Origin of the sequence: Neolewinella aquimaris, from assembly GCF_014197245.1 — a bacterium.
Taxonomy (GTDB): domain Bacteria; phylum Bacteroidota; class Bacteroidia; order Chitinophagales; family Saprospiraceae; genus Neolewinella; species Neolewinella aquimaris.
Genome location: NZ_JACIFF010000001.1, coordinates 1,016,604 through 1,030,842, shown reverse-complemented (window position 1 = coordinate 1,030,842; position 14,239 = coordinate 1,016,604). Strand labels below are relative to the sequence as shown.

Annotated in this window: 13 protein-coding genes; 8 read left to right on the top strand and 5 right to left on the bottom strand. The window is 57.8% G+C overall.

The genetic code is table 11. The features are described from left to right. Nucleotides 1-23: 23 nt before the first annotated feature. Together GGR28_RS04110 and GGR28_RS04105 are read right to left on the bottom strand one after the other, a co-directional pair. The gene (locus GGR28_RS04110) at nt 24-2,723 is read right to left on the bottom strand and encodes a TonB-dependent receptor (protein WP_183494434.1); all 2,700 of its coding nucleotides are present in this window, start codon (nt 2,721-2,723) and stop codon (nt 24-26) included. 13 nt (nt 2,724-2,736) lie between these two features. Then, nucleotides 2,737-3,480: a GLPGLI family protein gene (locus tag GGR28_RS04105; protein ID WP_183494433.1), complete on the bottom strand. Its 744-nt coding sequence runs from the start codon at nt 3,478-3,480 to the stop codon at nt 2,737-2,739. Between the two features lie 196 nt (nt 3,481-3,676). Between GGR28_RS04105 and GGR28_RS04100 the strand changes: the two genes are divergently transcribed. The 3 genes from GGR28_RS04100 to GGR28_RS04090 are packed head-to-tail and all read left to right on the top strand — an operon-like array spanning nt 3,677 to nt 5,335. Next, nucleotides 3,677-3,925, top strand: coding sequence for a NifU family protein (locus GGR28_RS04100; RefSeq protein WP_183494432.1), 249 nt, complete (start codon nt 3,677-3,679; stop codon nt 3,923-3,925). Between the two features lie 6 nt (nt 3,926-3,931). Beyond that, nucleotides 3,932-4,660, top strand: coding sequence for an RsmE family RNA methyltransferase (locus tag GGR28_RS04095; RefSeq protein WP_183494431.1), 729 nt, complete (start codon nt 3,932-3,934; stop codon nt 4,658-4,660). A gap of 15 nt (nt 4,661-4,675) precedes the next feature. Further along, nucleotides 4,676-5,335 carry a DUF4159 domain-containing protein gene (locus tag GGR28_RS04090; RefSeq protein ID WP_183494430.1) on the top strand — a complete coding sequence of 220 codons (660 nt, stop codon included), beginning with the start codon at nt 4,676-4,678 and terminating at the stop codon, nt 5,333-5,335. Between the two features lie 5 nt (nt 5,336-5,340). On the opposite strand, the gene GGR28_RS04085 is transcribed toward GGR28_RS04090, so the two are convergent. Together GGR28_RS04085 and GGR28_RS04080 are read right to left on the bottom strand one after the other, a co-directional pair. Further along, on the bottom strand, nt 5,341-6,303 hold the full coding sequence (locus GGR28_RS04085; protein WP_183494429.1) for a CotH family protein: 963 nt from the start codon (nt 6,301-6,303) through the stop codon (nt 5,341-5,343). Continuing rightward, a complete protein-coding gene (locus tag GGR28_RS04080; protein WP_183494428.1) occupies nt 6,303-7,382 on the bottom strand; it encodes a metallophosphoesterase in 1,080 nt (359 codons plus the stop codon). Before GGR28_RS04080 ends, GGR28_RS04085 begins: the two co-directional genes overlap by 1 nt. A gap of 194 nt (nt 7,383-7,576) precedes the next feature. Between GGR28_RS04080 and GGR28_RS04075 the strand changes: the two genes are divergently transcribed. From GGR28_RS04075 to GGR28_RS04055, 5 genes are all read left to right on the top strand, one after another. Continuing rightward, the gene (locus GGR28_RS04075) at nt 7,577-8,218 is read left to right on the top strand and encodes a hypothetical protein (protein WP_183494427.1); all 642 of its coding nucleotides are present in this window, start codon (nt 7,577-7,579) and stop codon (nt 8,216-8,218) included. 133 nt (nt 8,219-8,351) lie between these two features. Further along, complete coding sequence (ilvD, locus tag GGR28_RS04070; protein WP_183494426.1) at nt 8,352-10,034, top strand: dihydroxy-acid dehydratase; 1,683 nt, start codon at nt 8,352-8,354, stop codon at nt 10,032-10,034. Nucleotides 10,035-10,057: 23 nt separating this feature from the next. After that, nucleotides 10,058-11,809: a biosynthetic-type acetolactate synthase large subunit gene (gene ilvB / locus GGR28_RS04065; RefSeq protein WP_183494425.1), complete on the top strand. Its 1,752-nt coding sequence runs from the start codon at nt 10,058-10,060 to the stop codon at nt 11,807-11,809. Between the two features lie 48 nt (nt 11,810-11,857). Continuing rightward, nucleotides 11,858-12,391 carry an acetolactate synthase small subunit gene (ilvN, locus tag GGR28_RS04060; protein WP_183494424.1) on the top strand — a complete coding sequence of 178 codons (534 nt, stop codon included), beginning with the start codon at nt 11,858-11,860 and terminating at the stop codon, nt 12,389-12,391. A 20-nt stretch (nt 12,392-12,411) separates the two neighbouring features. Then, nucleotides 12,412-13,197 (top strand): enoyl-CoA hydratase/isomerase family protein, encoded by a 786-nt coding sequence (locus GGR28_RS04055; RefSeq protein WP_183494423.1) that lies wholly within the window; start codon nt 12,412-12,414, stop codon nt 13,195-13,197. Nucleotides 13,198-13,321: 124 nt separating this feature from the next. On the opposite strand, the gene GGR28_RS04050 is transcribed toward GGR28_RS04055, so the two are convergent. Beyond that, nucleotides 13,322-14,236 (bottom strand): FKBP-type peptidyl-prolyl cis-trans isomerase, encoded by a 915-nt coding sequence (locus GGR28_RS04050; protein ID WP_183494422.1) that lies wholly within the window; start codon nt 14,234-14,236, stop codon nt 13,322-13,324. Nucleotides 14,237-14,239: the final 3 nt, after the last annotated feature.

Here is a 14,239-nt window from a genome sequence, read left to right as displayed (position 1 = left end):
CTGCAAGCTATGCGGCAGGTTTTTTACAATTGGTAGTGAAAGGTGGCGAGGAAGTAGCGCCCCAGCCCGTCACTGATGGTTTCGGAAGTGACGAAGGCCTGCGCCTGACGGTTGATGATGGTGTTCTGATTCAGCAAGTCCCGACCGGAAACCCGAAAATAATGGCCGGCCTTTTTGAACGGCCGCAGCTCGATGCTGGCCTGTAGGTCGGGAATGTTGGTTGCGTCGGCAAAGGATGCGGCCTCGAAGATCCGGTACAGGAAGCGACTCTCGAAGCGCCACTTTTCCGTCAACTCTAGCTCGAACTGGGTCACGATGTCATGGGTAACGGTCACGATGTCGACGCTCTCCTCATCATCGAAGCTGTTTACGTTGCGGGCGTAGGTATAGCCGGCCTTGAGGAACGACTTTTCGTTGAATTCCTTCGTGATGTCGACGGTGCCGCTGGTGTTGTCCGAGGTATTGGTGCGGGCCACGCCGTCCACGAATCCCTGTCCGACGCTGCGGTTGCTGCTCAGGTTGGTGCGCAGCTCTCCCTTCATGAAGGCCATTCCGATGGTGGAACCGGCGTAAATCGTGGTGCCCCAGGCGTGGCTGACGTTCACCGTCTGGTAGATCTGTTGACCGGGAGTGAAGGTCAGGCTGTTGCCAAAGGCGTTGTCCGTATAGTTCATGCTTACGTAACCGTTCAGGCTGATGGCGCGGAACTGGTCGTTGAACCAAACGTTGCCACTCACCCGGTGCACGGTAGCCGGATCAAGGTCAGAATTTCCGATGCTCACCCGTCCCGTCACCGATGGCCGTGCGATCGTCTGCAACTGACTGACGCTGGGCGACTGGACGTTGGCCCGGTAGTTCAGCCGGAAAAAGGCCTTTCCGGTACGCATCCGAAAGTTTACGTTCGGAAGGAGGTAGGTGAAATCCGAATTTCGGGTGGTGTCCCCCTCAATGTTCAGCTGATTGCGCTGGACCTGCGCACCGACCTGTAAGTTGTTGCCCTTACCGAAACGGTAGGAGAGATCGGTTCCACCGCGGAGTTCCGACCAGCCCCGGGTGAGCAGATTGGTGGTGGAGGCTTCCTCGAGCCGGAAACGGTAGTCGCCCTCGTCCTCGTCGAAGGAATATCCGATCTCCGTCTCCAGCACCAACTTCTCCGTAAGGGGTTCGTCGTAGCGAAGCTCTCCATCGTAGTTGAAGGAATTGGTGCGTCGGTCCTGTAGCTGCAAACCGTTCTGCAGGCTTCCGGCGATGGGTAGGCCGCCGCCGGAGCCTTCGTTGAGCCCGGCGACGAGTATTTGCAGATCCGTCTGGTCTTTTTGGTAGCCGATGCCCGCGCTGGCGCCGAAAGTGCGGCCTTGCTTGGTGCCAAGCCTGCGATTGTAACCTAGGGTGGCGTTTCCTCCCGGATTGTAGCCGTCCGACAGTTCCTCCACCGTATAGGTGTTGCTGCCGTCCTGCTCACTGTCTGCCGTAGTGCGGGCGAGTGCGCGTCCGTCATCACCCGTGAGGTAGCCGCTGCCGTAGAAACGGAGTCGGGAGGTCGTGTCGATTTCCTGCTCGAATTCCAGCGACATGCCGTGGCTGTAGCGGGTGGAGGCGTCGGTCTGGTCCGACAGAATGGTGCGTTCGTTGTTGCTGCGGGTGAAGGCCTGTCGTTCGGTGACGATTTGCGTCTGCTGACGCTCGAACAGCGTATAATCGACGGTGAGCTGCCCGTGCTCGCCCACCGATTTGCCGAAGTTTATACCGGTGGCCAGGCTGCGGTTTTGCCCCGGTGCCTGTCCACCGTCGTAGTAGGGCAGGGAGCCGGTTCCGAAGCGAAACCCTCCACCGCGACCGGAACTGCGGTTGAAGTTGGACAGTTCGTTCCCGGTGAAGCCGACGCGATTTACGTTATTGATGGTACCGAGCACCCCGATTTGGGTAGCGTCGCTGATCCGGAATACCTTCCCGCCCGCATCGTAACGCGGATCGTCGCCACCGGCCGCTACACCACCGCCGGCGTACACCTCGCCGAATACTTTGGCCTTGAACTCATCCTTCATTTCCAGGTTGACGGTCGTATTTTCTTCCCCGTCGTCTACCCCTGAAATCTCCTCGCTATCGGTTTTCTGGTCGAACACTTCCACGTTCTTGAGTGCCTTGGCGTCGAGGTTCTGGGTCACTAGGGTTGCGTTGCCCGCGAAAAAGGGCTTGCCGTTGATCATGATTTCCTGTACCGGTTTTCCGCGCCAAGTAAGCTGACCGCTCGCATCGATGCTCATGCCCGGCAGCCGGCGCAGCAGGTCCTCCACTTTGGCGTTTTCGCCCACGGCGAAGGCTTCGGCATCGTACAGCATGGTGTCTCCCTTCATGCGGATGGGGATGCGATCGGCAGTAACTTCGATGTCGTTCAGGAGAAATCCCGCGGGGTACATCTTGATCTCCCCCAGACCGAGGTACTGGTCGGTTTCCGTAACGGTAATTTTTTGATCGGGCCGCTCGAAGCCCAGGAAGGAAACTCGCAGTAGGTAATCTCCGGCGGGTACTTTCTGCATCAGAAACACGCCCTTGTTATCTGTCGTGGCGAAGGAAGTAAGCAGGGTATCGGAGGTACGGAGTAGGATCGCATTGGCACCGGGTAGGGTAGTGCCGGTGGTGTCTACGACCGTTGCGCTGATCTCGCTCTGACCGTAGGCCACAAGGTTGCACAGCAGAAAAATCAAGATGAATAAGGGTTTCATAGGTAGGTGGATCTTAGTAGTTGCGCTCCCATCCGCGACGCCGGCGCTCCATTACCTCTCTGCGTTTGGCGGCAACCTTTTCAAATTTTTCGCGGGTGATCTTGTCCCCCTCCGTGGGTTTGACCAGTTCCAAGTCGGGCGGATTGGGTTGCATAGTGGTCATGGTGTACTCCGTGTACATGCCCTCGTTCTGGACCTTAAGGTAAATGATGGCGCCGGGCAGGCCCCCGTACCCCCGTGGACCGATGCCCAGTGGGATTGTCTCGGTGAAGTATGCGGTGAGGGTATCGCCCTCCGGCGAAACCGTGAAGGCCAGTTTACTGGGGAGGGTGTAGGCCATGTTCATTTGCTGGTTGGCGGGGATCTCCCACTCGGGCACCAGCCACTCGTCTTCCATGATGAACGTGCGGTCCATAATGCGCCGCTGATCGGTGACGAGGCTATCGCTGATGGACGTAAAGTAGACGTCCGGATTTTCGGTGTCGCCGCCCCACCATCCCCGCCGGCCGGTATTGCTTGGCGGTTTGGGAAGCTGCTGGTAACTGAAGGCCTCCTGGTTGAACGACAAGCGACCCGACTGGTCGAAGGCTCCTTCCTCCTTCATCCGTTCCATCCGTTTACGTTGCTCGATCGACATTCCGTCCCACAGGGGAAAATCCCGGTGCTCGAGATAGTCAATGGTGCCGCTGCTGATCTGGGCGGACAGTTGCGGCGTGTGGTACAGCGCCGCCATGAGAAGAAGAAATACAAATCGCATAAGAAGGGGTGGTAGATGCATTGGTAGGTGACTTTAAGTTCGGCAAAATCTCTAATATGTAGACCCCCAACCTATGGATCGTTGAAATCCATCGACCATTTACCCAATATTACCTACCGACGGGATCAAGCGTTCCGGATCCGCTCAACCAAACCCCCGCCCCGGAACGTTTACATTTGTCCCCAAACCACCATTAATGACGATCGAGGAAAGAAAAGACCTGATTACCCGAGTGGATTCGGCCCTCGACGAGGTGCGGCCCCACCTGGCCATCGACGGCGGCAACATCGAAGTACTGAACGTCAGCGACGACAAGATCGTCGAGATCAAGTGGTTGGGCGCCTGCAACGGCTGCTCCATGACCGCCATGACCATGAAGGCCGGAGTCGAACAGACCCTGAAGAACCGGCTGCCCCAGATCACCGGCGTTGTCGCAGTCAATTGAGCGGACTTGCAGCTATTTTATGATCCTGACCTGACCGTCGGCCGCCACGAATTGCGCGATACCGAGGCCGCCCACGTCGCCCGGGTTTTGCGCAGGAAAGTAGGAGAGTCCATCGACCTGGTGGACGGTAAGGGCGGCTGGTACCGGGGCAATATCACGGACATCTCCAAACGCGCTTGTACCCTGGAGGTGGACCAACTCAGACAGGAAACGCACCGCAGCGCCCATACCCTGACCCTGCTCGTGGCTCCGACAAAGAACATCGACCGTTTCGAGTGGATCCTCGAAAAGGCAACCGAGATCGGTATCGATCGCATTCAGCCCTTCTTCAGCGAGCACTCGGAACGAACCCGCCTACGCGCCGACCGGCTGGAACGCGTGGTCGAAGCCGCTATGAAACAAAGTCTTCGGGCCTGGCTGCCCCAACTCCTCGACCCCTGTTCCTTTACCGAGGCGGTAGAATCTGCCGCTACGGGCGATAAGTTTCTGGCCTACCTAGGCGAACGGAACAGCCCCCTACTGCACCAAATCGTCCGGCCCAGGGTCGATGTCTCCCTTGCTATCGGTCCCGAAGGAGGATTTAGTCCCGCCGAAGCCTCACTCGCCCTCCGCCACGGATTTCACTACACGAGCCTCGGTCCCCACCGTCTGCGCACGGAAACCGCCGCCATTGCGGCCGTACACACCGTAGAACTTCTCAATTGGAGCAGTGAGCATAATCCCAATGGGGGTTAGTTGCGTTATCCTCCCATGCGAAAGTTCCTCCCGCTTCTGGTCTGTCTACTCCTGTTTGCCGCGGCAGCTCCTCCGGCTGGTGCCAAACTGCAATTGGCGTTGCTGAAGTACAACGGAGGGGGCGATTGGTACGCCAACCCCACCGCCCTTCCCAACCTGGCCGCATTTTGCAACCAGGCGCTGGGGACGGATTTTGACACGGACTACGGTACGGTCGACGTAGGCAGCGCCGAGTTATTCAACTACCCCTGGGTGCACATGACCGGTCACGGCAACGTGGTCTTTTCCTCGGCCGAAGCGGAAAACCTCCGCAATTATCTCATCGGTGGCGGCTTCCTGCACATCGACGACAACTACGGAATGGACGCTTACGTCCGCGTCGCTATGGAGCAGGTCCTGCCCGAAGTGAAGTTCGTGGAACTCCCCTTCGACCACCCCATCTACCACCAAACCTACGAGTTTACGAACGGCCTGCCGAAGATACACGAGCACGACGGGGAACCGGCGCAGGGCTACGGATTGTTCTGGGAAGGACGTCTGGTATGCTTCTACTCCTTTTCGTCGGACCTGGGAGACGGCTGGGAAGACGAGCCCGTCCACAACGATCCGCCGGAGGTGCGGGCGGCCGCCCTGCAGATGGGGGCCAACGTGATCGAATATGCCTTCAAGCAGTAAACCGGTCAGTTGCTGGTAAATGCCCGCAGCGCAGCGGGATTCTCGATCAGTTCGTAGAATTCCGTCAGGCGATCCAGGATTCTCTTTTGGTGACCGGGGTGCAGGTCATGGCACGAATTGACGTGATCGACCATCCGAGCGCGTGCATCCAGAAAGGGAAGCAGCGCGGCGGACAGTTCTTCCTCGGTTACATGGCGACCGAGCCATTTGGGCTGCTGTACCGACCGCAAATTGTGGGCGTCGTGGGGAACGGCGTAAGTAGTGCCGACAACGCCACTGTAGTCAAAATCGTACGGAATGGGGATCAGTTCCCGGCTCTCCGTCAACTGAAGGCATTCGACGTTGTGGAGGTTGAATACGTTCCAGTCCGTATTCAGCACCATGTAGTTGAACAGGCACATGTTGAGGTAGGCCTCCCGCTGCAGGCCGCGGGTACTGACCTGATCGGATTCGACGACGATAGCCCCGTAACGGGCTGCGAGTTGTTCTTCCGCCTCCACCAAAAATGCTTCCAGGATGCGATCGCCCAGGTACAGGTGTACCGGTATCGTGCGGTGGTGATATCTACTGACCATAGCATGCAGGTCATAGATCAGCTTTTCCCGCCTGAGGTACCCCTCCGCCGCGCTGTGGCTGGAGCACTGAACGACCAATTTTAGATCATTCAGCTCCGTGAAGCCTAACGAGTCGAGGGCCGTCTTATCGAGTTTGATCTTTAGGGAAGGAAAACGGCAGACTTCCAGCCGAATGTGTCCCCGGCTACGAACGCGGCCGCTTAGGGTCCGTCCGTTAATGTGGACGGTAGCCGGCTGGTACGATTTTTCTTTCTTGTTACGGAGGAGTCGCTTCGTGTTGGTTTCTAGCGCGATCGTGACCGTATCGTTGCACTCCCAGAGCTCGTCGAAGAGCGAGGGTTGGGCACCGGCGTAGAGGGACCCAATGAGCAGCCAACAAAACAGGTAACGCATTACTTCGTGGGTGAGGACTCCAGCGGGATTCTGTCCCCGGAGATCGTTCCCCTAAAGTAATCATTATCTACCATAAGTAAAATCTCCCCGACCCCTCCGAATTTGATGCTCGAATCAACGGCGATCACCCGGTTATCGTAGAACCCCTGTACGGCGGTGAAGCTCGTGTGGCCCACCACGATCCTCTGGGCACCGATCTTTTTCAGCACAAAGTTGAGGTCCTTCACGGTGAAGGAGTTTCGGCTGAAGTACCCCCGGTACCAGAGCGGGCCCTCCCGGCCGTACAGCATGTGCAGGCGGGAGCTTCCGCCGATTACCTCATCCAGGTCATCGGAGTCGATCAGGTGTTCGTGGTACAGCTCGTTCAGTCGGTCGATGCTACTTACCTCCCTTACCATTGCCCGGCTCAGGCCACCGTGGATGTACACCGTACCGTTGATTTCTACCGCCAACGGCAACGTGCGCAACCACCGACCGAGGTAGGCATTCGGACCGTAAAGTTCGTGGTAGAACTTACCCGTCATGCCGCTCGTTACGCGGTATTTTTGGTTGAGGTACCGTTCATCGCCCTCTAGCGTCATCGTTTCGTGATTGCCGAGCAGGAAGTGGACCCTTCCCCCCGAGCGTTCAGCCTCGATCTGCAGGTTGTGGATCAGCCAGAGCAGTTCGGTCACCTGGTCGCCCCGGTCGAAGATGTCTCCCACGATCACCAGGTGGCCGTCGCCGAACGCCCAGTGTTGATTGTCGTCGATGATTCCGTTGGCCTGCAGCAGTTTTAGGCCCGTATCAAACTGTCCGTGAATGTCGCTGAGCGCCGCTACCCGGCTCACTCCCTCAAAGCGGATGTCCAGTTGGGGGGCAAAGTCGCGGGTCACGTCAACCATCTCCGGGCGGAAGGAAGCAAATTCCGGCAGCTGATCGAAGTTTTCGGGCTCGAATACGATCTGTCCTTCGGTCCGGTCTTCGGTGTTTACCCACCGGGCCACTACGGCGTCGTCTTCGTAGATCAGGTAAGGACCATCTGGCGGCAGACTATCGATCGAACCGGATAAGACGCTGAAGACGAGGAATGGTAGCAAGGGCAGGGAGAGGATTAAGTTACACCAAAGTTAACCCTGATTTTCGTACATAAGTTTGTTAACCGCCGTTAAGGACTCCGGTCCGGGATGTTAGGGCGGGGACGCGGGTGCAGTGAAAACTAGTAGAAGAGCTGGGTGGTTAAGGTACTTGTACGCAACCGTGTGGCGTTCGTGCAAGTACAACTTTTCTCCATATGCGATTTTGGCTCTTTTTGCTGTTCCTCCCGACTGTTGTCGGCACTGCCGGTGCCCAGGTTGGCCTGACCGGCTTTCACAATTTCAACGACGCCAATACCACGATAGGCGATCAATCGTCCGACCTGGGGTACGAAAATGGCCAGGACCTGGCCTTAAATTACTGGTTCAGGCTGCCCAAAAAGCGGGTCGAATTTCTACCTACAGTGTACGGTTCCACAACTCGCGGTGAAGTGAAGTGGTCGGAATTCGGTTTCCAGTTCAGGACCAACGTGTACCCCTTCGATTTCGGTACGGACTGTGATTGTCCCACTTTCGGCAAACAGGGCCCGCAGCTGCAAAAAGGGCTATTCCTGCAACTGTCACCGGGGGTGGCCTACCACCGCCTCGGGGAAGACGGGAACAGGGAAGCGCTCGATAAAGTGGCGTTTACCCTCGGTGGGGGCATCGGTATCGACTTCGGCGTCAGCAATTTGTTGACCCTGACGCCAATACTGGCCGTTCGCCATACCCTCACCGACTTTGCTGACGTAAATGCAGCGAACGACGACCAAACCGGACTGGTGGAATCGCGGGCGCGGCTTACAACGCTTCAGTTGGGATTGCAAGCTACCTTCCGCTTCGATAAAAAGCGGTACTAATACCCGTACCGCTGTGCCATCCTTGCCGTCGTAGATCGTGTAAATCCCGATTTGAAGCCTCCGGCGCAATTGTGGTATTTTGTATCAATCGCCGCCCTTCCCCCGGAAGGCGGCTTTTTTACTTAAAGAATCTATGATCCGACCAATCAACCAGTACAGCCGCAACGTCACCAGTAACCCCGAACAGCCCGCCGCCAAGGCCATGCTCTACGCCATCGGTCTTTCCGATGCCGACATGGATAAGGCCCAGGTTGGAATCGCCTCCACCGGTTGGGAGGGCAACCCCTGCAACATGCACCTCAACGCCCTGGCCGAGGAGGTCAAGGCGGGAATTAATCAGGAAAGTGAACTGCTCGGCCTCATCTACCACACCATCGGCGTAAGCGACGGCATCAGCATGGGCACCGAAGGGATGCGCTACAGCCTGCCGAGCCGCGACGTGATTGCCGACAGCATCGAGACCGTCGCCGGAGCCCAGTGGTACGACGGGATCGTCACGGTGGTCGGCTGTGATAAAAATATGCCGGGTGCCATGATGGCGCTCTGCCGCCTGAACCGTCCCGCTATCCTCGTTTACGGCGGTACCATTAGTCCGGGCTGTCTCGATGATGAAAATCTCGACATCGTCTCGGCCTTCGAGACGCTCGGGCAGTTTCGGATGGGTGAGATCACGGAACAAAAACACCGCGACGTAGTCCGCCACGCCTGCCCCGGTTCCGGAGCCTGTGGCGGCATGTACACGGCCAATACCATGGCAACCGCCATCGAAGCGATGGGCCTGGCCCTGCCCTTCAACAGCAGCATCCCGGCCAACCACACGGACAAGCGCGCCGATACCGCCAGGGTGGGGGAGTACATGCTCAATCTCCTCAAAAAGGACATCAAACCCCTCGACATCCTCACCCGGAAAGCGTTCGAAAACGCCATCGTGACGATCACCGTCCTCGGCGGCAGCACCAACGCGGTCCTGCACCTGGTGGCCATCGCACGGAGCGCCGGCGTCGACATCACGATCGATGACTTTCAGCGCATCAGCGACCGAACCCCCTTCCTGGCCGATCTGAAACCGAGCGGTAAGTACGTGATGGAAGACCTGTACTACGTCGGGGGGGTCCCCGCCGTAATGAAGGAACTCCTGATGCGGGGCATGCTTCACGGCGACTGCATGACGGTTACCGGAAAAACGCTGGCCGAAAACTTACTTGAAGTGGAAGGACTGCGCGAAGGTCAGGACATCGTTCGTCCCTTCGATCAGCCCATTAAGTCCACCGGCCACCTCCAAATTCTCTACGGCAACCTCGCCTCGGAAGGATCGGTAGCAAAAATCACCGGCAAGGAAGGTACCCGTTTCATGGGGCCGGCCCGCGTTTTCGATTCCGAGCCCGAAGCCAATACGGCCATTCGTAACAAACTCATCAAGGAGGGAGACGTCGTCGTGATTCGCTACAGTGGTCCCAGAGGCGGTCCGGGCATGCCCGAGATGCTTAAACCTACGAGTGAGATCATGGGACAGGGGCTCGGTAAAAAGGTCGCCCTGATCACCGACGGCCGCTTTAGTGGGGGAACCCACGGCTTCGTCGTGGGGCACATCAGTCCGGAAGCCCAGGTTGGCGGACTGCTGGCCCTCGTAGAAGAGGGGGACATCATCAACATTGATGCCGATAATAATGTCCTTAATTTAGAAGTAGACGAAGCCACCATCCGTGAACGGCGTGCACGGTGGACGGCCCCCGAGCTCAAAGTCAAGTTCGGAATCCTGAAGAAATACGCCCGCTCCGTCAGCAGCGCCTCCCTGGGCTGCGTTACGGACCTATAGATCACGAGTAAACGATCCCCTCCATGACACATTCCATCAGCACCACTGTAGCTCAGAACGGTAACGATACTACGGTACGAATGTCCGGTGCCCACGCACTGCTGCAGTGTTTAGTGAACGAAGGCGTGGATACGATCTTCGGCTACCCGGGTGGGGCCATTATGCCGGTGTACGATGCCCTGATCGACTTCGAAGATCGGATCACCCACATCCTACCCCGTCACGAACAGGGAGCCATCCACGCGGCGGAAGGCTACGCCAGGATCAAGCGGCAGACGGGAGTGTGTATGGCTACCTCCGGCCCCGGCGCTACCAACCTGATCACGGGACTCTGCGACGCCCAGCTCGATTCCCTGCCGGTCGTCGCCATCACCGGTCAGGTGCCCGGTTTCCTGCTCGGCAGCGACGCATTTCAGGAGGTGGACGTGGTCAACTGCACCATTCCGGTAACAAAGTGGAACTACCAGATCACGGATCCCGAGGAGATCGGGTGGGTGCTGAAGAAGGCTTTCTTTATCGCCAATAGCGGTCGTCCGGGGCCGGTTGTCGTGGACATTACCAAGGACGCTCAGCTGGCGATGGTCGATTTCTCCTATCCGAAGGAGCTCGCCATCAGAAGCTACATTCCCCACAATAAGCCCAAACGCTCGCAACTACGGGTGGCCGCCGATCTCATCAATGCCGCCGAGCAGCCGATGATCCTCGCCGGACACGGTATTCACATCGCCCACGCCCAGGAGGTGTTCCGGCAATTTGTGGAGAAAACCGGCATTCCGGTAGGCGCCACCTGCCACGGACTGTCGGCCATTCCGAACGATCACCCCCTGTTCACCGGCATGCTGGGTATGCACGGCAACTACGGCCCGAACCTGCTCCAGAACGAAGCGGACGTAATCGTAGCCATCGGAATGCGCTTCGATGACCGGGTGACGGGACTGCTATCCAAATACTTACCCAATAGCAAGGTGGTTCACATCGAAGTCGACCCTGCGGAACTTAACAAGAACGTCAAGGCCGTGGCACCCGTGCTCGGTGATGCCCGCGAGGTGCTTGAACTGCTTCTCCCCATGGTCGAGCAAAGGACCTACCCGGAATGGGTGGCCCGATTCGACGAATGCAGACGCATTGAACACCGGCGGGTGATCAGCGAGGCCATCAAACCGACCGATGACGGACAAATTCGCATGGGACAGGTCATCCGGGAAGTCAGCACGCAAACCGACGGCAAGGCCATCGTGGCCACGGACGTCGGGCAACACCAGATGATGGCGGCCCGCTACTACGAGTACAAGGGCCACGACCAGTGGGTGAGTTCCGGCGGGGCGGGCACGATGGGTTACGGACTACCCGCCGCCTTCGGAGCCAAGTACGCCGATCCTTCCCGACAGGTCGTCGCGTTCATCGGCGACGGTGGCTTTCAGATGACCATACAGGAGCTCGGACTGTGTACACAGTGGAACGTTGGGGTAAAGATCGTTTTGCTCGATAACAACTTCCTGGGCATGGTACGCCAGTGGCAGGAGCTTTTCCACCGCCGCCGGTACAGCTCGGTCGAACTACAGAATCCCGACTTCGTGACCATCGCCAAAGGGTTCGGCGTTCCCGGCCGTACGATCCGCGATCCGAAGGACGTGGTCGGCGCGATTGCGGAAATGCTGGCGCACGACGGGCCGTATCTATTGCACTGCCATACGGTTAAGGAAGATAACGTCTTCCCGATGGTACCGAGCGGAAAGGCGGTAAGCGAGGTGATCCTGGGCCCCGAAGATCTTTGATCCGTCCGCTTTAACTGCACCTGCGTACCCGCACCTAAATCTTACGTTATGACCCGCTCCTTCACCATAACCGTCTTTACGGAAGATCAGACCGGATTACTCTCCCGGGTGGTCGGCATCTTCAACCGCCGCAACCTCAACATCAGCAGCCTGACCACCAGTGCCAGCAGCGACGAGACGATCCACCGTTTCACAATCGTGGTGAACGTGACCGAGGAAATGGTGATCAAACTGGTAGCCCAGTTGGATAAGCAGGTCGATGTACTCAAGGCTTTTTACTACGAAGATAAAGACATCGTGTACCAGGAAATTGCCCTGTACAAGGTGCCGATTGAGGTGTTCAGCAACGGCAACGAGGTAGAGATGATGATCCGCCGCCACAACGCCCGGGTGCTGCTCATCGAGCCCGGCTACGTCGTGATCGAAAAGACCGGCCACGAATACGAAACCGAAGCCCTGCTGACCGAGCTGCGTAAAGTAGGCATCTACGAATTCGTCCGTAGCGGACGGGTAGCCATCGTAAAGCCAATGGAACGGCTGAACAATTACCTGCAGGAACTGCGGGAGGAAGTAGGAAATTAAATGCGCGCTATATTGGCCGCATGAGCTACCAAAATTTACTCGTCGAGGAACACGACGGCATCGTTACCCTCACCCTCAACCGTCCGAAGGCCCTCAACGCGCTGAACGCCGATACCCTGAAGGAAATTCACCGGTTCTTCGGTACCGATTACCGCGACCGAACCGATATTCACGGCGTCATTCTGACGGGTGCAGGAGGACGGGCCTTTGTCGCCGGAGCCGACATCAAGGAATTCCTGGGCGTTGCCAACGATGGAAACGGGGAAGCGATGGCCCACCGCGGACACGAAATATTCTTCCTGATCGAACGCTTCCACGTACCGGTGGTCGCAGTTGTCGACGGCTACGCGCTCGGCGGCGGCTGCGAACTCGCCATGGCCTGTCACCTCCGGATAGCTACCGAACAAGCCAAATTCGGCCAACCGGAAGTAAATCTCGGCATCATACCGGGCTACGGGGGCACGCAACGGCTCAACCAGTACATCGGCAAGGGAAAAGCCACGGAACTTATCCTGACGGGTAACCCGATCGATGCTACCGAAGCGCACCGTCTCGGCCTGGTCAACTACGTGTTACCCGATCGGGAAGCGGCTCACGCCAAAGCCACGGAACTCCTCCAAACCATCGGAACAAAGGGACCCATTGCCATCCGCGAGAGCATTCGTGCCATCAACGCCTACTACGAAAACAAGGAGGGCTTCGCCGCAGAAGCACGCGCATTCGGAAACACTACCAAAACGGCCGATTTCCAGGAAGGGGCTGCCGCGTTTATTGAAAAACGGAAGGCTGAGTTTGGGGGAAGGTAGTTTGTTAGTAGTACAGTCTTTTAGTTCGTTAGTCTTTAGTGGGGTAGTACGGTGATTTAATATATCGTACCACCGTACCACCCCACTAAAAGACTAACCGACTCACGAACTAACCTACTTCCACCTACTGCACATCCTCCAGCTCAACATAGAACATCAGCTCGCTGTCGGGGGGGATGGTGCCTGAGCTGCCCTGGGGACCGTACCCGAGATCCGAAGGGATGATCAGGGTAGCGTGGTCGCCTTCCTGCAGCAGGTCGATGCCTTCGTCCCAACCGGGAATTACGCGGCCCTGGCCGAGGGGGAAGGGAATACCCTGTCCGCGCTCGAAGCTCTGGTCGAATACTTCTCCGTTGGAGGTGAGGCGTCCGATGTACTGTACCACTACGCCGCGTCCAGCTTCGGCTTCCGCACCGCTACCTTCTTCGTGGATGATGTAGCGCAGTCCGGTTTCGGTAGACTGGAGCTCACCGTCGAGCTTGCCGGCTTTGTAGTCTTCAAAGACTTGCTGGGTGAAGGCGAGCATTTCCTCTTCGCGGCCCTGGATGACGGCGGCCTTCTCCTGGGCTTCGGCGGCGAGGGCTTGCTGGCGGGTGTTGAATTCGTCTTGGCCGACGATCTCGGTCACTTCGATGTCGTACAGCAGTACGGTATCGTTTTCCATGCCGGGAGGCTTGGCGTTGGGGGGGTAGGTGCTGATGTTGGTGCGGATGATGGCACGCTCACCGACGCGCAGCTTGCGCACGACATCCTGCACGGGTCCGAGGGTTTCGTCGGCCAGCGAATCGGCGACCACCTGGATGGCGGGTTGCTCACCGTCCTGTTCCCGGGTGTCGACGATGACACTGTCGCCTTCCGACTTCAGGATAGCGTGAATGTAGACGAATTCACCGGGCTCAGCCAACTGGCCGTCGTCGTTGCTGGTGACGTACGAGTAGCGGTTACCCAGCTCGGTAGTTTGCATCCCTTCCTTGTCCGAATCGGTGCAGGCAGCGAAGAAGATCAGCCCCGCAAGCAGGGAGAGAAAATTGGTACGCATAAA